At 59.5% G+C, this 26,460-nt stretch carries 19 protein-coding genes and 7 pseudogenes; 10 read left to right on the forward strand and 16 right to left on the reverse strand.

All coding sequences use genetic code 11. The features are described 5' to 3' along the window. Window positions 1-2: 2 nt before the first annotated feature. The 7 genes and pseudogenes from LJU32_04060 to tssA all read right to left on the reverse strand — a co-directional run bounded on the left by LJU32_04060 (window position 3) and on the right by tssA (window position 5,705). Complete coding sequence (locus LJU32_04060; GenBank protein ID WKV89570.1) at window positions 3-275, reverse strand: hypothetical protein; 273 nt, start codon at window positions 273-275, stop codon at window positions 3-5. A 60-nt stretch (window positions 276-335) separates the two neighbouring features. Next, window positions 336-1,160 (reverse strand): hypothetical protein, encoded by an 825-nt coding sequence (locus tag LJU32_04065; protein WKV89571.1) that lies wholly within the window; start codon window positions 1,158-1,160, stop codon window positions 336-338. Window positions 1,161-1,174: 14 nt separating this feature from the next. Next, complete coding sequence (locus LJU32_04070) at window positions 1,175-1,675, reverse strand: PAAR domain-containing protein (GenBank protein WKV89572.1); 501 nt, start codon at window positions 1,673-1,675, stop codon at window positions 1,175-1,177. Window positions 1,676-1,686: 11 nt separating this feature from the next. Further along, entirely contained in the window at window positions 1,687-2,094 is a 408-nt protein-coding gene (gene tssE, locus LJU32_04075) for a type VI secretion system baseplate subunit TssE (protein ID WKV89573.1), read from the reverse strand. Window positions 2,095-2,103: 9 nt separating this feature from the next. Continuing rightward, a complete protein-coding gene (gene tssC / locus LJU32_04080) occupies window positions 2,104-3,579 on the reverse strand; it encodes a type VI secretion system contractile sheath large subunit (protein WKV89574.1) in 1,476 nt (491 codons plus the stop codon). A 28-nt stretch (window positions 3,580-3,607) separates the two neighbouring features. Then, on the reverse strand, window positions 3,608-4,111 hold the full coding sequence (tssB, locus tag LJU32_04085; GenBank protein WKV89575.1) for a type VI secretion system contractile sheath small subunit: 504 nt from the start codon (window positions 4,109-4,111) through the stop codon (window positions 3,608-3,610). A gap of 32 nt (window positions 4,112-4,143) precedes the next feature. After that, window positions 4,144-5,705: pseudogene (gene tssA, locus LJU32_04090) on the reverse strand (type VI secretion system protein TssA). A gap of 699 nt (window positions 5,706-6,404) precedes the next feature. Here tssA and vgrG point away from each other — a divergent pair. The 5 genes and pseudogenes from vgrG (at window position 6,405) to LJU32_04115 (ending at window position 12,819) form a co-directional block, all read left to right on the forward strand. Continuing rightward, a pseudogene (gene vgrG / locus LJU32_04095) lies at window positions 6,405-8,428 on the forward strand (type VI secretion system tip protein VgrG). Further along, entirely contained in the window at window positions 8,425-9,273 is an 849-nt protein-coding gene (locus LJU32_04100) for a DUF4123 domain-containing protein (GenBank protein ID WKV89576.1), read from the forward strand. The pseudogene vgrG and the gene LJU32_04100 overlap by 4 nt, the downstream one beginning before the upstream one ends. Further along, window positions 9,270-10,060: pseudogene (locus LJU32_04105) on the forward strand (hypothetical protein). The gene LJU32_04100 and the pseudogene LJU32_04105 overlap by 4 nt, the downstream one beginning before the upstream one ends. Continuing rightward, window positions 10,057-12,379, forward strand: a pseudogene (locus tag LJU32_04110) (lipase family protein). The pseudogenes LJU32_04105 and LJU32_04110 overlap by 4 nt, the downstream one beginning before the upstream one ends. Window positions 12,380-12,462: 83 nt before the next feature. After that, a complete protein-coding gene (locus tag LJU32_04115) occupies window positions 12,463-12,819 on the forward strand; it encodes a hypothetical protein (protein ID WKV89577.1) in 357 nt (118 codons plus the stop codon). A 97-nt stretch (window positions 12,820-12,916) separates the two neighbouring features. Here the strand turns inward: LJU32_04115 and LJU32_04120 are convergent, their stop codons facing one another. The 3 genes from LJU32_04120 to LJU32_04130 form a co-directional block, all read right to left on the reverse strand. After that, window positions 12,917-13,192: an HU family DNA-binding protein gene (locus LJU32_04120; GenBank protein WKV89578.1), complete on the reverse strand. Its 276-nt coding sequence runs from the start codon at window positions 13,190-13,192 to the stop codon at window positions 12,917-12,919. 190 nt (window positions 13,193-13,382) lie between these two features. Then, a complete protein-coding gene (locus LJU32_04125) occupies window positions 13,383-14,531 on the reverse strand; it encodes an FAD-dependent oxidoreductase (GenBank protein ID WKV89579.1) in 1,149 nt (382 codons plus the stop codon). A 20-nt stretch (window positions 14,532-14,551) separates the two neighbouring features. Next, window positions 14,552-14,719, reverse strand: coding sequence for a rubredoxin (locus LJU32_04130; protein ID WKV89580.1), 168 nt, complete (start codon window positions 14,717-14,719; stop codon window positions 14,552-14,554). A gap of 201 nt (window positions 14,720-14,920) precedes the next feature. Between LJU32_04130 and LJU32_04135 the strand changes: the two genes are divergently transcribed. After that, window positions 14,921-15,481 (forward strand): chorismate lyase, encoded by a 561-nt coding sequence (locus LJU32_04135; GenBank protein WKV89581.1) that lies wholly within the window; start codon window positions 14,921-14,923, stop codon window positions 15,479-15,481. After that, entirely contained in the window at window positions 15,481-16,371 is an 891-nt protein-coding gene (gene ubiA / locus LJU32_04140) for a 4-hydroxybenzoate octaprenyltransferase (protein ID WKV89582.1), read from the forward strand. Before LJU32_04135 ends, ubiA begins: the two co-directional genes overlap by 1 nt. A gap of 101 nt (window positions 16,372-16,472) precedes the next feature. Here the strand turns inward: ubiA and LJU32_04145 are convergent, their stop codons facing one another. Next, the gene (locus LJU32_04145; GenBank protein ID WKV89583.1) at window positions 16,473-16,856 is read right to left on the reverse strand and encodes a hypothetical protein; all 384 of its coding nucleotides are present in this window, start codon (window positions 16,854-16,856) and stop codon (window positions 16,473-16,475) included. A gap of 151 nt (window positions 16,857-17,007) precedes the next feature. Here LJU32_04145 and phoB point away from each other — a divergent pair, with 151 nt between their 5' ends. The 3 genes and pseudogenes from phoB to LJU32_04160 all read left to right on the forward strand — a co-directional run bounded on the left by phoB (window position 17,008) and on the right by LJU32_04160 (window position 20,586). Further along, a complete protein-coding gene (gene phoB / locus LJU32_04150; GenBank protein ID WKV89584.1) occupies window positions 17,008-17,697 on the forward strand; it encodes a phosphate regulon transcriptional regulator PhoB in 690 nt (229 codons plus the stop codon). A 103-nt stretch (window positions 17,698-17,800) separates the two neighbouring features. Further along, window positions 17,801-19,123, forward strand: coding sequence for a phosphate regulon sensor histidine kinase PhoR (phoR, locus tag LJU32_04155; protein ID WKV89585.1), 1,323 nt, complete (start codon window positions 17,801-17,803; stop codon window positions 19,121-19,123). Window positions 19,124-19,246: 123 nt separating this feature from the next. After that, window positions 19,247-20,586 (forward strand): annotated as a pseudogene (locus LJU32_04160) (hemolysin family protein). A gap of 168 nt (window positions 20,587-20,754) precedes the next feature. Here LJU32_04160 and LJU32_04165 read toward each other — a convergent pair. The 5 genes and pseudogenes from LJU32_04165 to pstA form a co-directional block, all read right to left on the reverse strand. Then, the gene (locus tag LJU32_04165) at window positions 20,755-21,651 is read right to left on the reverse strand and encodes a M23 family metallopeptidase (GenBank protein ID WKV89586.1); all 897 of its coding nucleotides are present in this window, start codon (window positions 21,649-21,651) and stop codon (window positions 20,755-20,757) included. A 206-nt stretch (window positions 21,652-21,857) separates the two neighbouring features. Then, window positions 21,858-22,798: pseudogene (locus LJU32_04170) on the reverse strand (response regulator). 177 nt (window positions 22,799-22,975) lie between these two features. Then, window positions 22,976-23,737: a phosphate signaling complex protein PhoU gene (gene phoU / locus LJU32_04175; GenBank protein ID WKV89587.1), complete on the reverse strand. Its 762-nt coding sequence runs from the start codon at window positions 23,735-23,737 to the stop codon at window positions 22,976-22,978. Between the two features lie 111 nt (window positions 23,738-23,848). After that, entirely contained in the window at window positions 23,849-24,682 is an 834-nt protein-coding gene (gene pstB / locus LJU32_04180) for a phosphate ABC transporter ATP-binding protein PstB (protein WKV89588.1), read from the reverse strand. Between the two features lie 94 nt (window positions 24,683-24,776). Next, window positions 24,777-26,446 (reverse strand): annotated as a pseudogene (pstA, locus tag LJU32_04185) (phosphate ABC transporter permease PstA). Window positions 26,447-26,460 lie beyond the last annotated feature (14 nt).

Here is a 26,460-nt window from a genome sequence, read left to right on the forward strand (position 1 = left end):
GATCATCTCTTCGCGCCTTGTTTCGCACTGCACCATGTTTTGAAATTCAAGCGATCAAATCCCTGGCAAACATTGGCTTTGGAAATAAAAATATAAGGCGCAGCCGCGTCATAAGAAAAATAATAATAATTCTCACCGTCCTGGCCGTAGATCCAATAAGAGGACGACCCTTGATTTATTTCATAGGGTTCGAAGGCAAGGATTGAAGATTCCGCAGGAATAAAATTAACGCGATCCATCAACAGCATCAGCGAGTTAGAGAAAATATTAGTCAACAAGACGCCCCCAAAACCAAAACTCCGGCAACAAGCGCAATAGTGGTAGACGTCGACAGCTTATTTTTCATAAAAATACAACCACGCAGTGCCTGCTTTCGCTGCGTCTAATAACGCCATCGCATCGCTTGAATACTTTTCGGCAAGCGGGCCAGAACCGTTGTAGGAAGCAATGACTTTTTTCAGTTGATCTGCGGATAATGCCCCGGAATGACAACGAGTCCCGGTAGCCCGGTCAATCAGTTCACGTAGATGGCCGGCGCAATAGTAGAGGTCTGCCTTCCAGTCATCACCCGGGATTCGCGTGTCCTGATTCCAACCAAAAATCCGGTACTGAACGTCTTCGGGCAAAGGTTTCTTGCAGTAATAGTTCTCTGTGTATTTAACAGAGTTCTGCAATGTTGCGCGGCTCATGTTGGCAAAACCGCTGGAGCCCCCAGCCAACTTGTCCGGCACGGCGTCAAAAGCCATATTGTCGACAATCGCTAACAGAGTGGTCAGCGACCGTTCGCCGAACTGCATAGTTTGCAGAAATTTACTACCCTTAGGTCCATTCTCCTGCTGAAGAATAACCGCAAGCAAAATATGCGGGATCCCATAATATTCAGCCGCCTGCTTAATCCAGACTCGAATTTCTGTATCAGAGAAACTCGCCTTGAGCATTTCTTTGGTTTTTGGCACATACCACATTATTTGCAACGGAGAAGGCAGCTCACCGGTATAGCTAGGGACACTGTCGTAGCCAGTCAGCGTTGTGACTTCTTTTCCATTACAGCGGCAAACTTGCAACTCTACTGGCGCAACATCAGAGGTTTTCGTGCTCGCGGCCGCGCCCGCTGGCACATATTCCTGCCCATCCTTACTGATTTTTTCAGCCTCGGCCATGAACGAGTACTCCCTCAGCTCTCAATAAAAACTTCAATTTTTTCGGAGGCTGTGTGTGCCTTCACGCGGTGAGTCAGACCCAACTCATTGGTGATTCCGCTTTCGAGAGATCCATCCGCTCGGCGTAGTAAGTACTTGGTATCCGCTAGCGGGTTCCCAAGGCCGTTTTTGAGTTGGAATTGAGCATCAAAGCCCGGAATGATCAAAGGCAACGGCGGCACAAACGGCGCTGGCGTATGCGTATTGCCAATGATCACCGTCCCGGACCCAGCCGTAACCTTGTTCCCGTGAGATCCAACGGAGCCGACCGTGGCGGCCGGTTTGCCATTGATCAAGACCGTGGTCGCCAGATCGCCGACCAGCGCACCACCACACGCAGAGGCATCGCCTTGGCGGGCGGCCGCGAGGCCGTCGAAGAAAACGTCGCCGGAGCCGGCGGCGATCGGGTTGGTACCGTGGCCTGGAAGTGGGCAAGCGGTGGGGTCGGATACGCGTGCTGCGGGTTTGCCAGACATCGGGGATCTCCTTAGGTGACCTTGACTTGACCGCTGCCATCCAGGCGCGCGGAAAAACTGACCTGACGCTTGAACCCTTCAACTTCCAGCAGGCCTTCGATACTGAAGGCCAGGCGCAGTTGATCGTGGTCACGCGGCAGGGAAATGACACGCACATTGCTCAGGCGTGGCTCGTAGGCTTCGATGAAGTTTTCGATGGCCAGGCGGGCCTGACTCAGGGAGTCGTGCAGGCTCAGGCGCATGTCATTGAGATCGGGCAACCCGTAGTCGGCCAGCGTTTGCACGCTGCCGGCCCGGGTGCTGAGCATTTTGGCCAGATGGGCAGCCACTGACGCCATGGCACAAGCCTCAAGGCTGTTGCCCTTGCGTAGTTGTGCGTCGCCGTTGAGGCGTTCGAACAGGCTGCCGTATCCGTCCATGAGTCGCTCTTACTCTTTGTCCAGCTTGCCAACCAGCGACAGGGTGAAATCGGCACCCATGTACTTGAAGTGCGGACGCACGTTCAAGCTCACGCGGTACCAGCCCGGCTCGCCTTCAACGTCGCTGACGATCACTTGCGCAGCGCGCAGCGGACGACGGCCACGGACTTCGGCGCTCGGGTTTTCCTGGTCGGCAACGTACTGACGGATCCACTTGTTCAGTTCCAGCTCGAGGTCGGTACGCTCTTTCCACGAACCGAGTTGCTCGCGCTGCAGCACTTTCAAGTAGTGAGCCAGACGGTTGACGATCATCATGTACGGCAGTTGGGTGCCGAGCTTGTAGTTCAGCTCTGCGGCCTTGCCTTCTGCGCTGATGCCGAAGAACTTCGGCTTCTGCACCGAACTGGCGGAGAAGAACGCCGCGTTGTCGGAGCCTTTGCGCATGGTCAGGGAAATGAAGCCTTCCTCGGCCAGTTCGTATTCACGACGGTCGGAGACCAATACTTCGGTAGGAATCTTGGTTTCGATTTCGCCCATGCTTTCGAAATGGTGCAAAGGCAGGTCTTCAACCGCGCCACCGCTCTGCGGGCCAATGATGTTCGGGCACCAGCGGAATTTGGCGAAGCTGTCGGTCAGCTTGGTGCCGAACGCGTAAGCCGTATTGCCCCACAGGTAGTGCTCGTGGCTGTTGGCAACGGTTTCCTTGTACACGAACGATTTCACCGGGTTTTCTTCCGGATCGTACGGGTTGCGCAGCAGGAAACGCGGCACGGTCAGGCCAACGTAGCGCGAGTCTTCCGAGGTACGGAAGCTCTGCCATTTGGCGAATTGCGGACCTTCGAAGTGGTCTTTCAGATCTTTCAGATCCGGCAGGCCGGTGAAGCTTTCCAGGCCGAAGAATTTCGGCCCGGCGGCAGCGATGAACGGCGCGTGGGACATGCACGAAACGCTGGCCACGTACTGCATCAGCTTGACGTCTGGCGAGCTTGGCGACATGTAGTAGTTGGCGATGATTGCGCCCACCGGCTGACCACCGAACTGGCCGTATTCAGCGGTGTAGATGTGCTTGTACAGGCCCGACTGCATGACTTCCGGCGAATCTTCGAAATCGTCCAGCAGGTCTTCTTTGGAGACGTTGAGGATTTCGATCTTGATGTTTTCGCGGAAGTTGGTGCGGTCGACCAGCAACTGCAGGCCACGCCACGACGATTCCAGCGCCTGGAAATCCGGGTGGTGCAGGATCTCGTCCATCTGACGGCTGAGCTTGGCATCGATCTCGGCGATCATGCGGTCAACCATGGCTTTCTTGACCGGCTCACCGTTGTTCTGCGGCTTGAGCAGCTCTTCGATGAACGCCGACACGCCACGCTTGGCGATGTCGTAGGCTTCGTCGTCCGGGGTCAGACGGGTTTCGGCGATGATGCTGTCGAGAATGCTGTATTCGCCGCTGGCGGCGCTCTTCTCTTGTGCTGCGCTAGTGCTCATTGTGTTGGCTTCCTTGGCTACTGGAGTCTCAGGCGTCCGGGGCTGCGGCGTTCAGGCCCAGCTCACCGAGTACGCGACCGCGGGATTCGTCGTCGGCGAGCACGCCTTCGATCGCTTTACGGAACGCAGGTGCGTTACCCAGCGGGCCTTTGAGGGCCACCAGCGCATCGCGCAGTTCCATCAGTTTTTTCAGCTCAGGCACTTGCTCGACCAGGCTGGCCGGGTTGAAGTCCTTCATCGAATTGACGCGCAATTGCACGGCCAGCTCTTCAGCCTCGCCATCTTCCTGCAGACGGTTCGGCACGCTCAGCGTCAGACCCAGCTCTTGCTTGGCCAACACTTCGTCGAAGGTCATCTTGTCGATGCTGATCGGCTTGCGATCTTCGATTTTGCGATCGTCCTTGCGGTGGGTGTAGTCACCGATTGCCAGCAGCTTCAGCGGCAGTTCAATCTCTTCCTGAGCACCGCCGGTGGCGGGTTTGAAGGTGACGTTGATGCGTTCCTTGGGGGCTACCGAGCCTTCTTTGGCCATGGCTTTTCTCCTTGCGGTTGTGGCCCTGGGGCCTATTCGAGTACCACTTCGAGGTCGAGGTGGCACAGCCTGCGATAAATCTCTTCCTTGCTTTCACGTACGGCGTGGTTCTGCGGCAACAACTCGCAGCAACTGTGCAGCAGGTGCAGCACTTGCAATGCAAGATCGGGCTCCCAGGCGTGCAGGCCTGAGTCCTGTAATGTCTGATCGAGGGTTTCGAGCTGGTTCTTGGCCAGTTCGTATTTCTTGGCCAGGAAACACAGCCGCGCGAGGGTGAACTGCCAGAAGAAGCGTTCGCGGCCACCGTGGGCAGATTGCAGACCATGCTTGAGAATCTGCACGGCCGGCTTCAAACCTTCCTTGCGCAGGATCGGCTGGACTTCCTCGAGGGCTTTTTCCCACGCCGGCTGGGTTTCGACGTTCTCGCTTTCGACCTTGCGCGGCGCGCTGGCGCTTTGCAGGTGCGGCATGACATTGGCGGCGATCCACGCCCGGGTGGACGGATCGGCAAACGGCGCGCCGTCATGGAAGCGCAACTCGATGATGCCCGGCAGGCGCTGAATCAAAAGCGCGAAGTGGATTTCCACTTCGCGCATTGCCAATTCGGCGTTGAGGTTCTGGAGACATTCCCAGACCATCCTCTGGCCATCGAACCAGAACGGCGCCTTCGCCAGGCTCGCCTCCAGTTCCACCAACAGGTCGGCGTATTTGCCCTGATCGAAACGGTCCTGATAGAGCTTGAGCTTTTCCAGCGGCAGGCCGCGCAGCACGGTGATCTGCTCGGCGTTGCGCTCGGGCACCGCGTCGATGGTCATCCACAGCAGCGTGCGATTGAGGCGCAGAGCGCGCAAGTCGGTGGCCTTCTGTTTGAGCCACCAGGCACACAACGGCCGGGCGCTGTCCTGCTGGGCGCGCAGGGCTTTGTGCGCATCGCGTTCGTTGTCGATCGGCGCGCCAGGAGTGAGCAACTGGGTCGCGGCCTGCTTGACTTGCGCCACCGCCGCGCCCACCACGCCGGGGCCGGCTGGTTGTCGGCGGCACGCTGGATCATGGTTTTCAGGCGGCGGGAGATCGGCAATAACAGCGGCGCGTCATCGCCCAGATGTGCAGTGCACGCTGCCTCAAGACCGGCCAAGTGCTCGGACAGCTGCCGGAACATCGGCAACTGCTCTTTGATCGCAATGTTTTCGGTGATGACCTGCTCGAGACGCGGCACCAGCCAGCCGATCGCGGCGGCACGGGTACGGGGTTTGAGCGGGTGGACGTCGGCCCAGTTGTTTTCCGACAGATGGTGCAGCAGACCGAGGCCGGCCAGCAGCCCGGGGAAGGATTCGCGCTGGTACAGCGACCAGGTCAGCCAGGCGCCGACACGCAGATCCTTGGATTGGGTACGCAGCAGATTTTCGCTGTTTTCGCGGATTTTCAGCCAGTCGATCTGCCCGCTTTCGTGCATCGACGAAGCCTTGGCCAGCTCACTTTCCAGCGCCTCGAATTCGCTCGAGAAACGAACGTCTTCGCCCGCGAAATTCTCTTTGGAAACAGAGACTTTTGCGAGTTCGAGGTAATGGGCGGAAAGTTTGCTTGAGTAGGACATCCATGGCCTTTATTAAGGATTACAGTCATGCGTGCGAATGGAGTTTCAGCAACGCGGGACAGTATCGAAGAGCAGTTCAGCGACTCATCCAATTGAGATGTGCTCTTTCAAGTGGGCGCATCGTAATCACTATGATGGCCACTAGCAAGCATCTGATTAAACAACAAGACGAACTGTTCGTTGAGGTCTGTAGGAGATCGCCCTATATGTCGCAGGGGTTTCCCTGAGGCCGATTAATACACGACGAATTTTCCATGACCCTGTCAAACCCTTGACCCAGAGCCCTGCGCCACGGCCGGGCGAGTTTACCTTACGCTCGTACCCCCAAGCGGCGTGCAGCATGCCAAATTCAAAAAAATAGAAGTAGGACACTTCCGAAAATGACTGGTTTGCTTCACAAAGTTCTCCGCGACAACGATCAACGCAAAAAGTGCCACTATAATGATGGCATTTCATATTTCTGAAACTTCCGAAATTCTTCAAACATTGCAAACTCGATAGTTATCGAAGCACCTGCCTACGGACACTTCGTTCATTCCGGACGACACTTTCACACCCGGAATACTCTGACAAATGTCAGGGATACTTCTTACATCAATAATTTTGCTGCGCCGCTAGCTTGCTCTGGCAACTTTTCATGCGCGGCGATCAGGGAGGAACGGCATCGCGCTCTGACTCACTTTGCTTAAGGACAAGCCCATGTTCGGCAAAGGCCACTGCGCGCCATTCTCACTGCACATCCCGGCCATTCGTCACGACTTCAAGGTGCTCGCGTTCACTGGCACCGAAGCGATCAGTCAGCTGTACGCATTTCGCCTTGAGCTGGTGAGCGAGCACGCGGATATCGATCTGGAAAGCTTGCTCAGCCAACCTGCGTTTCTGCAGTTCGGATCACCGGGCGAAGGCATTCACGGGCGGATCGAAAATGTCATCCTCGGCGAATCCGGAAAGCGTTTGACCCGTTATGAGCTGACACTGGTACCGGCGCTGCATTATCTGCAACTGAGTTACGACCGGCGGATTTTCCAGCAGCTGACAGTGCCGCAGATCATCGCGCAAGTCCTCAAAGGTCATGGCATCCAGGCCGATGACTTCACGTTCAATGTCGCCGCCGGTGAGCCTCGCGAGTACTGCACGCAGTACGGCGAAAGCGACTTTTTGTTCATCCAGCGCCTGTGCGCCGAAGAGGGTATTGCCTGGCACCATCAGCATTCGCTCGACAGGCATTTACTGGTGTTCAGCGACAGCCCGGTGTTCGCACGCAAATTGGGTACGACAGCCTTTCGGGTGGATAGCGGCATGGTCGCCGAACACCCGGTGGTCAACCACCTGACGATGGGCTTCAACACGCGCACCAGCACCGTCACCCGCCGCGACTATGACCTCAAGCGCCCAAGCATACTGCTGGAAAGCCGCTTCACCGCAGAATTCACGCCGGCTCTGGAAGACTATCGCTATCCACTGTTGATGAAGTCCGAGAAGCACGGCAAACAGCTGGCGCGTCAGGCCTTGGAGCGCCATCGCAGCGACTACCAATGGATTGAAGGCAAAAGCAAACAGCCGATTCTGCGCAGCGGTCATCTGTTCGAGCTGAGCGAACATCCCAGGGCCGACTGTAACGAGTTGTGGCTGCTGGTCAGTCTTACTCACGAAGGCAGGGAACCGGCGGTTCTCGAAGAGGCTTTCAGCAGCGAGGCGAAACCGGCCGATGGTTTTTCCCAAGGCTATCGCAATACCTTCAGGGCCATTCCCGCAGAGGTGGTTTACCGTCCGCCTTTGCCCGCGCCAAGACCCTTGCTGGTCTGCCAGACCGCGCGCGTGACGGGGCCAGCAGGAGAAGAGATCTTCTGCGATGAGTACGGCAGGGTTCGTGTCGAGTTTCCCTGGGATCGCGCTGAACGCAACAGCGAAAAAGCAGCTGCTGGTTACGCGTAGCTACCAGTTGGGCAGGTGACGGATTCGGTGCGGTGACCATTCCCCGGGTCGACATGGAAGTGGTTGTGACCTTCCAGGAAGGCGACCCGGACCAACCGCTGATTACCGGCTGCGTCGCCAACAAGGTCAATGCCGTCGCTCCTCCTTTGCCGGCGAGTAAAACCCGCACGGTATTACGCAGCCAGAGCTCACCGCGCAATGGCGGCTACAACGAACTGTCGATCGAGGATCGCGCCGGGCAGGAGAAGATCTACCTGCGCGCGCAGCGCGACCTCGAGCAACTGATCCTCAACGACAGCCGCAGACTGATCGCTCGCGACCGCCATGAGCATGTCGGCAATGACAGCACCAGTCTCATCGAGGGCAGGGATTCGCGCACTCATCGAGGACTGCGCAGCACCGTGATCAACGCCGATGACCTGTTGCAGGTCAGCGGTACCAGCAGCCAGACCTTGGGCGCTCTGGTAATCCAGGCCGGCCAGCAGGCGCATGTCACGGCAAGCAACGTGGTGATCGATGCTGGCATGAGCCTGACGCTGTCAGCGGGCGGTCATCACATCGTGATCAATGCCGGCGGGATTTTCAGCAGCGTGCCCATCGTTCAGGGCGGCGCGCCACTGCCGGGTCTCGCACCGCTACAACCGCTGCAAGTTGAGGCCGGCCTGCCAGCTGCGATCAACGCCACGCCGCTGTCGATCGTCAACAGTGCCCGCCAGCAGGCAGCGGATTTTTGCCCGCTGTGCGAAGCCTGCGCAGCGGGTCAATGCGAGCTGGGAGAAGTCGCATGAGCCCGGTCGAACAATGGTTGCACGCTCAGTCCCGCGCCGGCTGCGATCTGTATTTGATGCTCGACACCGACGGCCACAGCGCAGAGCACGCTGCGTTGACCCGCGACCTCGGCACCGAGCAGTTTCGCCCGCTCTACACCGGCACGGCGGCCGAGTCGCTGGTGTCGACCGGCCCGCTGCTGTTGCAGATCGATATGGCGCAGCATCCCGCGATCCAGACATTGCTCGCCACGCCCGAGCGCAATTGGGGCTGGCTGGCCAGTGCCCGTCACGTCGAACTTGACACGCTGGCGGCGCATTGGCGCGAGCGCCTGATAACCGGCGAACGTCCAAATCAGGCGGTGTACCGCGTGCATGACAACCGGGTTCTGGGACGTGCGCTGGCGCACCTGCAACCCGAGCACCGCGCCGCGTTTCTCGGGCCATTCAACAGCGTCTGCTATTGGCACGTAGAACGATGGAACGCCATCGACAACCCGGACCCCGGCTACCACCCGCTGCCGATGGACCCGCCTTGGCTGCACACGCCGACCCCGGAGCTGATCTACGCCAACGTGCTGTTCGACAACACCCGCCGTTACCTGGTCGGCGAACACACCGAAGCAATGGCCGAGCTGGCCGAACAGCTTGACGTCGATGAGTGGCTGTGGGGCCTGATTCAACTGACGCACTTGTGGGGCTGGCAACAACCGGAGCAAGTGCATTTCTTGCTGACCCGCAGTTTGCAGATACCGGGATATCGGCCAGGCAAATCATGGCTGCCCAAACCCGGTGAAGATCCGGCGATGCATTTTGAGCGGGTATATCAGGAAGCGTTGTATTGGCAGGGAGAGGTAGGTCGATGAGGAACTTGAAACGAGGGTTGCTGCTGAGTGGTTGCCTGGGATTGCTGGTGGGTTGTACGACGGTGAAGACCCCGAACACCTTTACGTTTGTTCCGGACTTTCCACCTGGATTCAAATATGAGCTGAAGGCTATCTACCTGCCCGCAGCGGGTGAAACCTGCCGCGTGCCAGGAAAGCCGGATTTCTGGGTGAGCTTCAATAAACCCACCATGGAATATGTAAACACTGCGGAAATCGAGTTGTACAAAACCATCAGCGATTGTCCGTTGGCGCTCAACAAAGTGGAAATCAAGGTCATCGGCTTTTATGGAAAAGGCCGAAGCAACTTCAGCATGGACTACGCCTCGATTTTCGTGCGTCCAGAGTTGCTGAAACGAATAAAGGGCACATTCAACGAGGACGGCCTGGGTGAGTTTACAGGCGAATGCATGTGGTTTTTTCGGACAGTCAGCCCCAAGCGTAACCTAATAAAAATGTTGAGATGTAAAGGAATGGATCAAGAAGGAAATGTAGCCCGGAGCCGCCCTCATGGCGCGTACACACTGGATCAACTCCCAGGAAAAACCGTGAGGTTGAAAATAAACCTAGCGAATGAAGAGCAACCTGGTTGGGGGGACACTTGGGTCCAGGTTCCTGGTGGCTGGAAGCGCTGTATGGGGAAGGCTATGAGGACCAGCGTGGTTATTGCAATGGAAATTATGAAGACTTCAGCACCTTCAGAATGGTGGATGGACGGATTTGCACCATCTATCCAAGTTGCAACGAAAACACGGACGAGACTCCATGAACGCTGAATCCTTACCGACAAGCGTTACCACCTTCATGCAAGGTGATATCCACGCCTGCCCGATGCGCGGGCATTCGACCAGTTTTCAATTGGTGAATGAGTTCGGAGATGGCACACCCTACGCCGGCTTGGCATATGAGATCACCGACTACGAAGATACCGTTCATACTGGAAAACTGGATGCGAAAGGCTGGGCAAAGGTAAACAACCACCATTGTGGCCCGGTAGTGCTCAAGCTGAATAAGCCTTTTCAAGGAGCAGAAGCGCTGTATCGAGACTTGAGAAAAAGACTGGACTACCCCTTCCCATCACCGAACTCCAAGTCCGCGCCGAAAAAACCCGCTTCTTCCACAAAACAGGCACTCGCACCCAGGCAAACCCCGCCAGGGACCTGCCCGAAACCGACGCGTACTGTCAGGTCGAAGTCAGTGAACTGGTAAAGCACATCGCCCACCTGCCACCACTGGTTGCTCGTCGCGACCCTCCGAAGAGGGCGGCGCACAAGCTCATGCGATCGGCGGCGAAGTCCAGAGACTTCACGCTCGTCGATAAAACTTCTGCGGATGGCGGACTGCACACAATCTTGAGTGCGGCGGAGATGGCCACCGTCGAACTGGGGTTTTCCCCGCCGCCGCCCAAGGGCGTCGCACTGCTGCCGAACAAACACCATGTGCTGGAAGTACGGCCGATGAGAGCGCTACGGCCAATGCTGTCGACAGGCGAAGCGTTCTGCGCGCTTAACCTTTATCAGCTGTCGGTGATGGCGACGCTGAGCTACACCGATTTCGGACAGGAACCCAACACTCAACCGGTGCAGACCGACACGGTAAGCTTTCCGCTACAGCCCAGCAGCGGCAACTGGTTCGGCCACGCGCTACCGCAGTTCGACGAGTTGTGGAAGGTCGATGACTCGCAAACGCAGAAATACTACCCACTGTACGAAGACGTGCCGTATTCGAAACGCTTGGAAGTGGTGCCGTTCGACCCGAACCTTTACCCCGAAGTGAATGACCCCGCGTTGGGCGACGAACAAGAACACCCGGCCAAGTTGCACTGTCTCGATGACCGTAACAAAGACAACAGTACTGATACCCAAGCTTTCATCTGCCACCACGACGAGTTGATCCTGATCAGCGTGCGAGGTACCAGTGAGATCTGGCCCGACGGCCGGCGTGACGGGGATGCCTATCAGGTTCCCTTTGCCGAAGGCGAAGGCAAAGTGCACCGCGGTTTCTACGGTGGCGCTTTGGCGGCTTATCCATTCATCGTGACTTATCTGGAAAAATTCTACAGCGGGCAAAAGCTGCTGATCACGGGTCACAGTCTGGGCGGTGCAGTTGCACTGATCCTGTCCGAGATGCTGAGACGCAACCTGGAGTTCTCCCCGCAAATCGTGCTCTACACCTACGGCGCCCCCGCGCCGGCGACACTACCTTCATCGAAAGCGCCAGATCGCTGGTGCATCACCGCATCGTCAATCAGAACGATCCGAGCGTGCCGGCGACCTGGATGAACACCTTTGCCAAGCCTGGGCCGATGTACGCAACCAACGCCGTGGTGCTGGGCTTCAACCCGGTCGCCGGCCTCGGCCTGCTGATCTGGGGAATCATCAATTTCTTTGGCGACGACTATGGGCATCACGGTGCTTTGCGCCATTTCATGCCCGTTGAGTTCGACAAGGACCACCGATCCTCCCTTCTCTGGGAGCCGGGTTGCAGCACGATCGTCGATCACGGCTGCGCCAAGGCCCTGCGCGCTACCAACGGCTTGCCCGAACGCGGATCGTTTCTACGGCAGTTGTTCGACCGGGGTCACCACTCAATGGTCGGCAGCTACATCCCCGGCTGCTGGGCCAGCTTGCGCCGTTGGCAGGAAGCACTGCAGCGCAAGCGTTCGCTGGTGACCAATCGCGAATACGAGTGGATCAGCAGCGCCCTGGAGAATATTCAGCAACAGCTGCGGGCCGTTAAGCGCGATCTGCAAAACAACCACCGTTCTTACGTGCGAGAGCAGGAGCGCGCGCACAAGACGCTGATGCTCAATCAGGAAATAGACAAGATCAGCATGACCAAGGCCCGCCTGACAGCGCTGCGCAGTCAACGGGTCACCGAGGTCGACGTTTACGGCAGCTATGCCGACCAGCCCGAATGGGTCGAGGAAAGTCTGCTGCGCTGGAACGCCCACCCTGAAAAGCTGGTTCAGGAGCAACTGGCGATGATTCCGCCAGCCGCTGAAGACCACGACGCCGCTATCGCCGCGATGACCGGTGGGCATGCGGTTGGCGCGCCGTTTCAGCTGGATATTGATTCGATTGTGTAGCGCCTGAACAACGGGCGGGCAAAATATGGCTGTGCCAGAATCCAACGCTCGAAAATGCGATCACTCTACAGGAGCTTCATTTCATGGAACTGAAACCACTGTTTTTCGCCGCGCTCATGTGGCTGCCCATCACCCATGCGTCAGCGGAAACCCCACCATTGGACGGCCATTACTACCTGACCGGCGCAATGGAAATGGGCGCCGAGTTGCTGTTGCGAAAGGACGGCACCTTTGATGCCGGTGTGGCCTATGGCAGCGCCGACGGCTTTGCCAAAGGCACCTGGAAGGTGGAAAACCAGACAGTGGTGCTGAAGAGCAAAACCAAGCCTGCCTCCAACAGCGATCTGGGCGGGCTGTTCCAGGACCTGCAATTGGCGATCGAGCCAAACTGCCTGGCCGTGGATTTCGGCAACGGCAAGGCTTGCTTCCGACGCCAGTAAGCCAAGAGGCAGCCACAAAAAATGGGCACCCGACCGCAATCGGTGTGCCCATTTTTCATTTGCAGTTCTCCCCGTTATTCAGGGGAGCACGCCGCCATCAAGGATTGACGCTGTCTTTCAACGACTTGCCTGGCTTGAACGCCACGGTGTTGCTGGCCTTGATTTTGACCGGTTCGCCGGTCTGCGGGTTTTTGCCGGTGCGGGCGCCGCGGTGGCGTTGCAGGAAGGTGCCGAAGCCGACCAGCGTCACGCTGTCCTTGCGGTGCAGGGCGCCGGTGATTTCTTCGAGGACGGCGTTCAGGACGCGGTTGGCCTGTTCTTTGGTCAAGTCTGCCTTTTCGGCGATTGCAGCGGCGAGTTCTGGTTTACGCATTAGTGAAGCCCCTTTGACGGTTTTTTGTTGTTATGTCCGTGCTGTTCTCGTTGGAACAGCGCCCGACGCGCCGCAGGCTCTACTCTGCGGCAGACGGGAGTGAGAATGGCACGCCGCCAGCGGCGGCGCCAGTCTCCCCACGACCTTTGTCGGGGCAAAAGAGCGGTGTTTACGACAGAACGACCGGCATTTACGCCAGCAGCGGCGGCAGCTGTTTGTTCAGGGCCAGTTTTTCCATGACCGCCCCGCCGGTCAGGGCGTAACCGAGCAAATGACCGTCGGCACTGTGGCACAGCGCTTTGATATCGGCGCCCTGTCCTTCCACGCTCCAGACACCTTCGCTGCCGCGCGGCGGCGGCGACACCACCAGCGGGCACACCGGGGTTTTCACGGTGATCGGCATCGGCCCGTAGCTGACCGCGGTCGGGTTTCCGGCGAGGGTTTGCGCCAACGCGCGCGCGCAACTCATCAGCGGCATAACGTAGAGCAGATTGAGCCCGTCGACTTCAGCGCAATCGCCCAGGGCGTAGATATTGGCGTGGGAGGTTTTCAGGTAACGATCGACCATCACGCCGCGATTGACCTGCACGCCGGCAGCCGCCGCCAGATCGATGCGTGGGCGCAGGCCGATCGCCGAGACCACGACATCGCAAGGGATGACCTCACCGTCGGACAGGTGCGCTTCGAGGCCATCGGCGACTTTCTCCAGCCGGGTCAACACCGGGCCGAGGTGAAACTTCGCCCCGATACTTTCCAGCCCGGCCTGCACGGCCGCCGCAGCGGCAGGATGCAAGAGCATCGGCATGACCTGTTCGCACGGCGCGACCAGTTGCACTTCGTAGCCGCCGAGAATCAGGTCATTGGCGAATTCGCAGCCGATCAACCCGGCGCCGAGCAACAACACCCGACGCTTGCCCGCCGCCGCGGCACGGAAGCGCGCGTAGTCTTCGAGATCGTTGATCGGGAATACCAGTTCCGCGCCGTCGCCTTCGATCGGCACGCGCACGGTTTCCGCGCCCCAGGCCAGAATCAGGTCGCGATAGGGCACGGCTTCTTCACCGATCCACAAGCGTTTGTGGCCGGCGTCGATACCGCTGATGCGCGTGTGGGTGCGCACCTCGGCTTTCAACTGCTCGGCCATGGCGCCGGGTTCGGCCATGCTCAGGCCATCGGCGTCCTTGTGCTTGCCGAAACCGGTGGAGAGCATCGGCTTGGAGTAAGAGCGGCCGTCGTCGGCGGTGATCAGCAGTAGCGGGGTTTCGCTGTCGAGCTTGCGAAACTCGCGGGCCAGGTTGTAGCCCGCAAGCCCGGTGCCGATGATGACGACTGGTGCGCTCATGCCTTACTCCTCTGATTTGCTTAGTTGATTTCGATCATTTCGAAGTCCATCTTGCCGACGCCGCAGTCGGGGCACAGCCAGTCTGCCGGAACGTCTTCCCAGCGGGTGCCCGGCGCGATGCCGTCATCCGGCCAGCCGTCGGCTTCGTTATAGATCAGGCCACAGACGATACATTGCCACTTCTTCATTCAGGTACTTCCTCAGGGTTCAGGCGTAGTGCCGGCGCGGACGGTCGATGGGTGCTGCGCTGCCATCCGGCTCAGGGCGTTTTGTACTGAGGGTGCCGGGCAGATGCAAGCCTGTTCGGCGCAACGGCGGCCGGCGCCGCTCGATCTTGTCGCCCGCCATGGTAAGCTCGCCGCCTCATTTGCGGCCAATAATGACTCATTGTGCAACATTCAAATGCCTGCCCCGCCCCGCTCTGGCTGACCCAAGACCGCCTGACGCCCCGCCCCGATCCGTTGACCCTCGACTGGTTGTTCGACGAAGGTTCGCTGACCCGCCGGTTGACCCGTTTGTCCGAGGATGGCTTCAGCGTGTCGCCGCTGTTCGAGGGCTGGGACACCCTGCGCGCTGATGAATGCGCGGCACTGGAGCTGGCCGAGGGCAGCGAAGGCTGGGTCCGTGAGGTTTATTTGCGCGGCCACGGCGAAGCCTGGGTGTTTGCCCGCAGCGTTGCCTCGCGGGCGGCCCTGCAAGGTGATGGCTTGCACATGGATGAACTGGGCAGCCGCTCGTTGGGTGAACTGCTGTTTTGTGATCGGGCATTTCAGCGCCGCGCCATTGAAGTCTGCCACTACCCCGAACAATGGTTGCCGCCAGCGGTGCAAGCCCCTGAGCTATGGGGCCGGCGTTCGCGTTTCGACCGTGGCGCGCTGAGTGTGCTGGTCGCGGAAATCTTCCTGCCGAGCCTGTGGGACGCCGCCCGCGCCCATCCGGAGAATTGCTGATGTATCAGAGCCTGCTCAAGTCCCTCAACCGTCTGAACCCGCGCGCCTGGGATTTCGTTCAGTTGACGCGCATGGACAAGCCGATCGGCATTTACCTGCTGCTGTGGCCGACGCTGTGGGCATTGTGGATTGCCGGCAAGGGCTCGCCGTCGCTGGCCAACGTGGTGATTTTTGTTCTTGGCGTAGTGCTGACCCGTGCCGGCGGCTGTGTGATCAACGACTGGGCCGACCGCAAGGTCGACGGCCACGTCAAACGCACCGCGCTACGGCCGCTCGCTGCTGGCCGGATCAGCTCGAAGGAAGCGCTGGTGTTCTTTGCCGTGCTGATGGGCATCAGTTTTCTGCTGGTGCTGTGCACCAATGCGCCGACCATCTGGCTGTCGCTGGGCGGTCTGGCGCTGGCGTTCACGTATCCGTTCATGAAGCGCTACACCTACTACCCGCAAGTGGTGCTGGGGGCGGCGTTTTCCTGGGGCATGCCAATGGCCTTCACCGCCGAGACCGGCGAGTTGCCGGCGGCGGCGTGGCTGCTGTGGATTGCCAATTTGCTGTGGACGGTGGGTTATGACACTTATTACGCAATGACCGATCGCGATGACGACCTGAAGATCGGCGTGAAATCCACGGCGATTCTGTTTGGCGAGGCGGATCGAATGATCATCCTTAGCTTGCAGGCATTGTCGCTGGGCTGCCTGATGCTGGCCGGGTCGAAGTTCGAGCTGGGGATCTGGTTCCACCTCGGCTTGCTGGTGGCGGCCGGGTGTTATGCGTGGGAGTTCTGGTACACCCGTGATCGTGATCGCATGCGCTGCTTCAAAGCGTTCCTGCACAACCACTGGGCTGGGTTGGCGATATTTGTCGGGATCGTGCTGGATTACGCATTGCGCTAATGCATGACACCTGCTCGCGAAGGCGTCATGTCAGTCACCTCTGCGATAACTGACACAACGCTTCGCGAGCAGGCTCGCTCCCACAGGGTTTTGGACCGTGGTTATTTGGCCTTGGCGACTTTCCAGGCGCCGTCCATTTTGCCGTCGCCGGTCATGTCGCCGGCCTTCTTGTCCATCACGAAGGTGTACAGCGGCATGCCCTGGTAGGCCCACTGCATCGAGCCGTCGTCACGCTTGATCACCGTCCAGTCGCCCATGGATTTGTCACCCGCCTGCGCCATCAACGGCGGCCAGTTCGCCGCGCATTTGTCGTTGCAGGCAGACTTGCCAGCGGAGTCCTTGGCGAAGGTGTAGAGGGTCATGCCCTTGTGGTCGGTGTACATGCCGTCCTTTTCCATCGCCGGATCGGCCGCCATGGCCAGCCCCGGTAATGTCAGGGCTGCGGCCATCAGCAGGGCTTTGAAAGAAACAGTCATCTGAGTCATGGAAACCTTCTTTTGTGGTTGTCAGGATTCGGACTTAGAGCTTAGTTCAGGATCGGCACAAACGCCGTCGCGCTGAAATACTGTCACACGACTGCAATAATTCCGTTATCTAATGCGGCGCAAGACAGTTAAATGACAAGAGGATTAAGGCATGGTTGGCAGGAGCATTCTGATCGTCGACGACGAAGCGCCCATTCGCGAAATGATCGCCGTGGCGTTGGAAATGGCCGGCTATGACTGCCTCGAGGCGGAGAACTCGCAGCAGGCCCACGCCATCATCGTCGACCGCAAGCCGGACCTGATCCTGCTCGACTGGATGCTGCCCGGCACCTCGGGCATCGAACTGGCCCGACGCCTCAAGCGTGACGAGCTGACCGGGGACATCCCGATCATCATGCTCACCGCCAAGGGCGAAGAGGACAACAAGATCCAGGGCCTGGAAGTCGGCGCCGACGATTACATCACCAAACCGTTTTCCCCACGTGAACTGGTCGCCCGCCTCAAGGCTGTACTGCGCCGTGCCGGGCCGACCGATGGCGAAGCGCCGATCGAAGTCGGCGGCCTGCTGCTCGACCCGATCAGCCACCGCGTGACCATCGACGGCAAACCTGCCGAGATGGGCCCGACCGAATACCGCCTGCTGCAATTCTTCATGACCCATCAGGAACGCGCCTACACCCGTGGCCAGTTGCTCGACCAGGTCTGGGGCGGCAACGTCTATGTCGAAGAGCGCACCGTCGATGTGCATATCCGTCGCCTGCGCAAGGCCCTCGGCGACGCTTACGAAAATCTGGTACAAACCGTGCGCGGCACCGGTTATCGGTTCTCCACAAAAGCGTAAAAAGCAGCTGCAAGCTTTCAGCTACGAGCGGCAAGTAACAGCCGATCCGCGTTAGCTTGGAGCTTGCCGCTTGAAACTTGAAGCTGCGGCTAAGGACGCCTCTGTGAATCAAAACTGGCATGGCACCCTGATTCGCCACATGCTGTTGCTGGTCACCGCCTGCCTGGTGATCGGTCTGATCACCGGCTATTACGGCTGGAGCCTGGCGGCGGGTCTGGGGCTTTATCTGGCCTGGACGCTCAAGCAATTGCTGCGTCTGCACGAATGGCTGCGCCAGCATCAACCCGACGAAGCACCGCCCGATGGTTATGGCCTGTGGGGCGAGGTGTTCGACAGCATTTATCACCTGCAACGCCGCGACCAACGGGTGCGCGGGCGTCTGCAGGCGGTGATCGACCGGGTGCAGGAATCCACCGCTGCGCTGAAAGACGCGGTGATCATGCTCGACAGCGACGGCAACCTCGAATGGTGGAACCGCGCCGCTGAAACCCTGCTCGGCCTGAAGACTCCGCAGGACAGCGGCCAACCGGTGACCAACCTGGTGCGCCATCCGCGCTTCAAGGAATACTTCGAGCAGGACAGCTTTGCCGAGCCATTGGAAATCCCTTCGCCGACCAACGATCGCGTGCGCATTCAGCTGTACCTGACCCGCTACGGCAACAATGAACACCTGATGCTGGTGCGTGATGTCACACGCATTCATCAGCTGGAACAGATGCGCAAGGACTTCATCGCCAACGTCTCCCACGAGCTGCGCACACCGCTGACGGTGATCTGCGGCTATCTGGAAACCCTGCTGGACAATGTCGAAGAAGTGAACCCGCGCTGGAGCCGGGCGCTACAGCAGATGCAGCAACAGGGCGGACGCATGCAGACGTTGCTCAACGATCTGTTGCTGCTGGCGAAACTGGAAGCCACCGACTACCCGTCGGACAACCAGCCAGTGCAGATCGACACGCTGCTGCAATCGATCACCAGCGATGCGCAGCAGTTGTCCGGGGCGAAAAACCAGCGCATCAGCCTCGAAGCCGACGCGCGCCTGCTGCTCAAGGGCAGCGAAGCCGAGCTGCGCAGTGCGTTTTCCAATCTGGTGTTCAACGCGGTCAAGTACACCCCGGCCGAGGGCAACATCCGCATTCGCTGGTGGGGCGACGAGCAAGGCGCGCACCTGAGCGTGCAGGATTCCGGCATCGGTATCGACAGCAAACATCTGCCGCGCCTGACCGAACGTTTCTACCGCGTCGATTCCAGCCGCAACTCCAACACCGGCGGCACCGGCCTCGGCCTGGCCATCGTCAAGCACGTGCTGCTGCGCCACCGCGCGCGCATGGAGATCAGCAGCGTGCCCGGTCACGGCAGCACCTTCACCTGCCATTTCGCCCCGGCCCAGGTGGCCAGCGCACGGGCGATCAGCGCCGCCGAGTGATGCCGCCCGGCACACGCCACTAGGCAATCGCACGGTCAGCCGCTACATTGGCTGACTTGTGCCTGCTTTTCAGGCGCTGTTTCTCCCTACTTTCGAATCACACGGAACCCGCAAAACTCCATCATGGACCCTTCCCCTGGCTTGTCCCTCGCGACCATTTTTGCCGACTTCGGCATGATCCTTTTGCTCTGATCCTGGTGTTGCTCAACGGCTTTTTCGTTGCGGCGGAATTCGCCATGGTCAAATTGCGCTCGACCCGGGTCGAGGCCATCGCTGAACAACACGGCTGGCGCGGGCACATCCTGCGCACCGTGCACAGTCAGCTCGATGCCTACCTGTCGGCGTGTCAGCTCGGCATCACCCTCGCCTCCCTCGGCCTGGGCTGGGTCGGCGAGCCGGCATTCGCGCACATCCTCGAGCCGCTGTTGAGCGCAGTCGGCGTCGATTCGCCGGAAATCATCAAAGGCGTCTCATTTTTCACCGCTTTTTTCATCATTTCCTATCTGCATATCGTGGTCGGTGAACTCGCGCCGAAGTCGTGGGCAATCCGTAAACCGGAACTGTTGTCGCTGTGGACGGCAGTGCCGCTGTACCTGTTCTACTGGGCGATGTACCCGGCGATCTACCTGCTCAACGCCAGCGCCAACGCGATTCTGCGTATCGCAGGGCAAGGCGAACCCGGCCCGCACCATGAACACCATTACAGCCGCGAAGAGCTGAAACTGATCCTGCACTCCAGCCGTGGCCAGGATCCGAGCGACCAGGGCATGCGCGTGCTGGCCTCGGCGGTGGAAATGGGCGAGCTGGAAGTGGTCGACTGGGCCAACTCCCGCGAAGACTTGATCACCCTGGAGTTCAACGCGCCGCTGAAGGAAATCCTGGCGATGTTCCGTCGCCACAAGTTCAGCCGTTATCCGGTGTACGACAGCGAGCGCCAGGAGTTCGTCGGCCTGCTGCACATCAAGGATCTGCTGCTGGAACTGGCGGCGCTGGACCACATTCCCGAGTCGTTCAACCTGGCCGAGCTGACCCGCCCGCTGGAGCGCGTATCGCGGCACATGCCGCTGTCGCAGCTGCTGGAGCAGTTCCGCAAGGGTGGCTCGCACTTCGCCGTGGTCGAGGAGGCTGACGGCAACATCATCGGCTACCTGACCATGGAAGACGTGCTGGAAGTGCTGGTCGGCGATATTCAGGACGAACACCGCAAGGCTGAACGCGGCATCCTCGCCTATCAGCCGGGCAAGCTGCTGGTGCGCGGCGATACGCCTTTGTTCAAGGTCGAGCGCCTGTTGGGCATCGATCTTGATCACATCGAAGCGGAAACCCTCGCCGGGCTGGTTTACGAAACCCTCAAACGGGTGCCGGAAGAGGAAGAAGTGCTGGAAGTCGAAGGCCTGCGGATCATCATCAAAAAGATGAAAGGGCCGAAGATTGTCCTGGCCAAGGTGTTGATGCTCGATTGACGGGAGTTTGGGGGCTCTTGTGGCGAGGGATTTATCCCCGTTGGACGGCGCAGCCGTCCCAAAACCATTGAATGCAGTCAGTTAGTACAGAGTTGCAATATTTGGGGCCGCTTCGCGGCCCAACGGGGATAATCCCTCGCCACAAAAACCCTCAACACCCTATCGCGCCTACTGCTTGCCCAACGCAAAGTTGGGTAACGCCCCCAGCGGCTGGTTGAACTGATACGGTATCGACACCAGTCCCTCTCCGGTATTGCGCTGCACCACGAAGTGCAGGTGCGGGCCGCTGCTGTTGCCGGTGTTGCCGGACAGCGCCAGCGGGCTGCCGACCTTGACCCGCTGGCCTTCGCGCACGCTCACCGAACCCTGTTTCAGATGCAGGTACACGCCCATGGTGCCGTCGTCGTGCAGCACCCGGACGAAATTGCCGGAGGCATCGGTACCGCGCCCGCTCTGGGAGTTCTCGGTCTTGACCACCACTCCCGCTCGCGCGGCGATGATCGGCGTGCCCACCGGCATGGCGATGTCCATGGCGTAGCGATTCTTCGGCCCGTAGTGGCTGTACTGGCCGTTGGCGCCTTGACTCAGGCGAAACGGCCCGCCACGCCAGGGCAGCGGATAGCGATAGCTCTGCGCGGTGCCTGCGGGGTCGCCCAACGAATACTGGAACTGCGGCGAATACACCAGCGGCTGGTCACGGCTGATCGCCGTCAGCAGCGCCAGCCGCGTGTTGCTGCGCGGTGGCAGCACGCGACGGATCGCCTGCGCGGGCGCGCCACGCACATTGCTCGTGCCGATGAAGGCCAGGGCAACCTCGACCGGCGCATACAGATCGTTGCGCGCAAACACCACGTCGACGCCCTTCTGCTTTTTGATGTCCAGGTACACCTGGCGATCAAGGTGCTCGACCATCCGGTCCTGGAACACGAAGACTTTCGCGCCCTTGCTCGGGCGGTCGCTGTACGAGACCACACCATTGGCGTCGGTGGATTTGTAGATGGTCATGGCCATCGCCAGCCCGGAGGCCAGGCAGAGACCGCAGAAAAACAGCAGGCGCGCGAGCATGGGCAAAAGTCTGTCGAAGGAAGGCCTGGGAATCAGCCTAGCAGCTGAGACAGACCAGGCTAGTCGACAGATGTTTCAAATTCGCCTGCACGTGAGATGGTTGGTGTTTTGGCTGGCCTTCGCGAGCAGGCTCGCTCCCACATTTGGAATGCGTTCCAAGGTGGGAGCGAGCCTGCTCGCGAAGGCGGCCTATCAGGCGATGAAGATCACGCGCCGGGTACGAAGTGCTTCTGCGCCGTGCCACGAGCGATCAGGCGCGAGATGTAGTCGAGCTTCTGCGCGTCCTGGTCGACGAAGCGGAAGGTCAGTTGCAGCCAGTCGCTGTCGGCTTTCTGCTCGTGGGCGACGATGGCGTGCAGGTAACCGTTGAGGCGCGCAATCTCGGCGTTGTCGCCCTGCTCAAGATCAAGCACAGCGCTGTCGAGGATCTGCGGCAGGGTCTCGGTGCGTTTCACTACCAGCAGCGCCTCCTTGATGCTCAAGGCCTTGATCACGCATTGCTGAGTACCGCTTGGAAGGCGCAGCTGGCCCTGCCCGCGACCACCGACTGGCGCCTTCGACGCACCGGGCGCCTGAACCGGCGGGCTGTTGAGCAAACCACGCGATGGCGCAGCTGCAGCGGCGGGCTTGGCAAACGGGTTGGCCGCCGCAGCAGCCGGAGCACCACCGACCACGGCAGGCTTGCCGCCGGTCAGTGCGCTCAGCGAGTCGTTGCCGAACGCCGAATTCATCTTGGTCGGCGCGCTGTTCATCAGGGTGTCGAGCTTGCCGACCTTGTTCAGTGCCTGCTTGACCTTGGTCAGCAGTTGCTCGTTGGTGAACGGCTTGCTGACGTAGCCGGAAACGCCGGCCTGAATCGCCTGAACGACGTTTTCCTTGTCGCCCCGGCTGGTCACCATGACGAACGGCATGGTCTTGAGATTGTCCTGCTCGCGGCACCAGGTCAGCAATTCGAGGCCGGACATTTCCGGCATTTCCCAATCGCACAACACCAGGTCGAAGGCTTCTCTGGCCAGCATGGCCTGGGCCTTTTACCGTTCACGGCGTCCTCGGTGCGGATCCCCGGGAAGTAATTACGCAGGCACTTTTTCACCAGGTCACGAATGAACGAAGCATCGTCCACGACCAACACACTGATCTTGCTCATCCAACACCCCTATTAAAATCCCGGCAAGCATAACGCTGGCTGATGGCACATTGCCAAAACTCTTCAGTCACGCCGGGACTTTTCGTTCGCGGGTGCTGCTTTTTAATTCGGTTGTACCTATGAAAAGCACAAACAAAAACGCCCGGCCAAAGGGCCGGGCGCTTTTCTCAGGCAATCTTACTTATCGTCAGCTTCGCCCGGAACATTAGCGGTTTCGGCGCTGGTGCCTTCAACTTCTTCTTTCATGCGCTTGAGGCCCATGTGCCGCACGTCGGTGCCGCGGACCAGGTAGATCACCAGTTCGGAGATGTTACGCGCATGGTCGCCGATGCGCTCCAGCGAGCGCAGGACCCAGATGATGCTCAGAACACGCGAGATAGAGCGCGGGTCTTCCATCATGTAGGTCGCCAGCTCACGCAGGGCGGTTTTGTATTCGCGGTCGATGATCTTGTCGTACTGCGCCACCGACAGCGCCAGATCGGCGTCGAAACGCGCGAACGCGTCCAGCGCATCGCGGACCATGTTGCGCACCTGGTCGCCGATGTGACGAACCTCGACGTAACCGCGCGGCGCTTCGCCTTCTTCGCACAACTGGATGGCACGGCGGGCGATCTTGGTCGCTTCGTCGCCGATGCGCTCAAGATCGATCACCGACTTGGAAATGCTGATGATCAGACGCAAGTCCGACGCGGCCGGCTGACGACGAGCCAGAATGCGCAGGCATTCTTCGTCGATGTTGCGTTCCATCTGGTTGATCTGGTCGTCGATCTCACGCACCTGCTGAGCCAGGCCGGAGTCGGCCTCGATCAGCGCCGTGACCGCGTCGTTGACCTGCTTCTCGACCAGCCCGCCCATGGCCAGCAGGTGGCTGCGCACTTCTTCCAGTTCGGCGTTGAACTGCGCGGAAATGTGATGGGTTAAACCTTCCTTCGAAATCATGATTTGCTCCGCAAAAGCCATGAGCTGCAAGCTACAAGCTGCAAGCTGATTTGTGTCGTACTCGAACCGCTCTTTCTTGCCGCTTGAAACTTGCGGCTTGCAGCTGTTCGATCAGCCATAACGACCGGTGATGTAGTCTTCGGTCTGCTTCTTCGCCGGATTGGTGAACAGGGTATCGGTGTCGCCGAATTCCACCAGTTTGCCCATGTACATGAACGCGGTGTAGTCGGACACCCGTGCCGCCTGTTGCATGTTGTGGGTAACAATGACGATGGTGAACTTGGACTTCAGCTCGTAGATCAGCTCCTCGACTTTCAGCGTCGAGATCGGGTCGAGAGCCGAGCACGGTTCGTCGAGCAGCAGTACTTCCGGCTCGACCGCGATGGTGCGCGCGATCACCAGACGCTGTTGCTGACCACCGGACAGACCGAGGGCCGAGTCGTGCAGGCGGTCTTTGACCTCGTCCCACAATGCCGCGCCTTTCAACGCCCATTCAACGGCTTCGTCGAGGATGCGCTTCTTGTTGATGCCCTGGATGCGCAGACCGTAGACCACGTTTTCGTAGATGGTCTTCGGGAACGGGTTGGGCTTCTGGAACACCATGCCGACGCGACGACGCAGCTCGGCCACGTCTTCGCCCTTGCGATAGATGTTGTTGCCGTACAGGTTGATCGCGCCCTCGACACGGCAGCCGTCGACCAGATCGTTCATCCGGTTGAAGGTACGCAGCAGCGTCGACTTGCCGCAGCCGGACGGGCCGATGAACGCAGTCACACGCTGCTTGGGGATGTTCATGCTGACGTCGAACAGTGCCTGTTTCTCGCCGTAGTACAGGCTCAGGCCCGGCACTTCGATGGCAACGGTTTCCTGCGCCAGGTCCAGGCTCTGCTTGTCGCGGCCCAGGGCAGACATGTTGATGCCGTGGCTGTGTGTTTCGTGCTGCATGGGGTCTCACTCCGTTCGTAGCTGCAAGCTTCTAGCTGCAAGCTGCAAGTTTGAGCAAAAGCGGCTTGTAGCTTGCCGCTTGTGGCTAATGGCTTTAGCTGTCCAGTGCTTTGTATTTTTCGCGCAGGTGGTTGCGGATATACACCGCCGACAGGTTCAGCGTCGCGATCACCAGCACCAGCAGCAGCGCGGTGGCGTACACCAGCGGGCGGGCTGCTTCGACGTTGGGGCTCTGGAAGCCGACGTCATAAATGTGGAAGCCCAGGTGCATGATCTTCTGGTCCAGGTGCATATACGGGTAGTTGCCGTCCACCGGCAGCGACGGCGCCAGTTTCACCACACCCACCAGCATCAAAGGCGCCACTTCACCGGCGGCACGCGCCACAGCGAGGATCATGCCGGTCATCATCGCCGGGCTGGCCATCGGGATAACGATCTTCCACAGCGTTTCCGCCTTGGTCGCGCCGAGGGCCAACGAACCTTCACGCACGGTGCGCGGGATGCGCGCAAGACCTTCTTCGGTCGCCACGATCACCACCGGCACGGCCAGCAACGCCAGGGTCAGCGAGGCCCAGAGCAGGCCCGGGGTACCGAAGGTCGGCGCCGGCAGTGCTTCAGGGAAGAACAAGCGGTCCACAGAACCACCGAGTACGTAAACGAAGAAACCCAGACCGAATACGCCGTAAACGATCGCCGGTACGCCGGCAAGATTGTTCACCGCAATGCGGATCACCCGGGTCAGGGTGTTCTGCTTGGCGTATTCGCGCAGGTACACCGCCGCCAGCACGCCGAACGGGGTGACGATCATCGCCATGATCAGGGTCATCATCACGGTGCCGAAGATCGCCGGGAAAATCCCGCCTTCGGTGTTCGCTTCACGCGGGTCGTCGGAGAGGAATTCCCAGATTTTGCTGAAGTAGAAGCCGAGCTTGGTCAGTGTGCTCATCGCGTTCGGCTGGTAGGCGTGAACCACTTTGCCCAGACCGATTTCGATTTCCTTGCCGTTGGCATCGCGAGCAGTCAGTGCGTCGCGGTTGAACTGCGCATGCAGGTCGGCCAGGCGCGCTTCGATGTCCTGATAGCGCGCGTTCAGCTCGGCGCGCTCGGATTCCATGTCCGCTTGTGCGGTGGCGTCGAGTTTGCCTTCCAGCTCCAGCTTGCGGCCGTGCAGACGGATGCGTTCGAGGCCGGCGTTGATCGCGCCGATGTCGGTTTTTCCAACGACTTCAGTTGCGCAGCGAGGCCGTTCACACGATCGATGCGCGCCTGCAGCTCAGGCCATGCGGCCTCGCCCTCGGCGATGACCTTGCCGTCCTGTTTGACGTTGACCAGGTAGCCGTAGAAGTTACCCCACTCACGACGCTCGATCGCCATCAACTCCGGCGGCGTGGTCTGGTTGGTCAGCCACTCGCCGACGATCCAGGTGAAGTCGTTGCCGTTCAGGTCACGGTTGCCGACCTTGATCAGCTCGCGAGTCATGAACTCCGGACCCTCGTCCGGCACCGGCAAACCGGCACTCTTCAGACGCGCGCGCGGCACTTCTTCTTTCTGTACCACTTCGCCGATCACCAGGTGATTGGCCTGGCCCAGTACGTCGTAGTGAGCATGGATCAGATCCGCCGGCCAGAAGTGACCGAGACCGCGCACGGCAATCACCGCCAACAGGCCAATGGTCATGATGACCGCGATGGACACCGCGCCACCGCTGATCCAGACGCCCGGGGCGCCGCTCTTGAACCATCCTTTCAGGGAGTTCTGTTTCACAGACTTCTACCTTT

It is taken from the genome of Pseudomonas sp. B21_DOA (assembly GCA_030544685.1).
GTDB lineage: Bacteria > Pseudomonadota > Gammaproteobacteria > Pseudomonadales > Pseudomonadaceae > Aquipseudomonas > Aquipseudomonas fluorescens_AO.

What these genes read in the sequence shown, in the direction of transcription:
- LJU32_04065 (WKV89571.1), bottom strand. Translation starts at nt 1,160, where the DNA reads ATGGCCGAGGCTGAAAAAATCAGTAAGGATGGGCAGGAATATGTGCCA.
- LJU32_04070 (WKV89572.1), bottom strand. Translation starts at nt 1,675, where the DNA reads ATGTCTGGCAAACCCGCAGCACGCGTATCCGACCCCACCGCTTGCCCA.
- tssE (WKV89573.1), bottom strand. Translation starts at nt 2,094, where the DNA reads ATGGACGGATACGGCAGCCTGTTCGAACGCCTCAACGGCGACGCACAA.
- tssC (WKV89574.1), bottom strand. Translation starts at nt 3,579, where the DNA reads ATGAGCACTAGCGCAGCACAAGAGAAGAGCGCCGCCAGCGGCGAATAC.
- tssB (WKV89575.1), bottom strand. Translation starts at nt 4,111, where the DNA reads ATGGCCAAAGAAGGCTCGGTAGCCCCCAAGGAACGCATCAACGTCACC.
- LJU32_04100 (WKV89576.1), top strand. Translation starts at nt 8,425, where the DNA reads ATGAGCCCGGTCGAACAATGGTTGCACGCTCAGTCCCGCGCCGGCTGC.
- LJU32_04115 (WKV89577.1), top strand. Translation starts at nt 12,463, where the DNA reads ATGGAACTGAAACCACTGTTTTTCGCCGCGCTCATGTGGCTGCCCATC.
- LJU32_04120 (WKV89578.1), bottom strand. Translation starts at nt 13,192, where the DNA reads ATGCGTAAACCAGAACTCGCCGCTGCAATCGCCGAAAAGGCAGACTTG.
- LJU32_04125 (WKV89579.1), bottom strand. Translation starts at nt 14,531, where the DNA reads ATGAGCGCACCAGTCGTCATCATCGGCACCGGGCTTGCGGGCTACAAC.
- LJU32_04130 (WKV89580.1), bottom strand. Translation starts at nt 14,719, where the DNA reads ATGAAGAAGTGGCAATGTATCGTCTGTGGCCTGATCTATAACGAAGCC.
- ubiA (WKV89582.1), top strand. Translation starts at nt 15,481, where the DNA reads ATGTATCAGAGCCTGCTCAAGTCCCTCAACCGTCTGAACCCGCGCGCC.
- LJU32_04145 (WKV89583.1), bottom strand. Translation starts at nt 16,856, where the DNA reads ATGACTCAGATGACTGTTTCTTTCAAAGCCCTGCTGATGGCCGCAGCC.
- phoB (WKV89584.1), top strand. Translation starts at nt 17,008, where the DNA reads ATGGTTGGCAGGAGCATTCTGATCGTCGACGACGAAGCGCCCATTCGC.
- LJU32_04165 (WKV89586.1), bottom strand. Translation starts at nt 21,651, where the DNA reads ATGCTCGCGCGCCTGCTGTTTTTCTGCGGTCTCTGCCTGGCCTCCGGG.
- phoU (WKV89587.1), bottom strand. Translation starts at nt 23,737, where the DNA reads ATGATTTCGAAGGAAGGTTTAACCCATCACATTTCCGCGCAGTTCAAC.
- pstB (WKV89588.1), bottom strand. Translation starts at nt 24,682, where the DNA reads ATGCAGCACGAAACACACAGCCACGGCATCAACATGTCTGCCCTGGGC.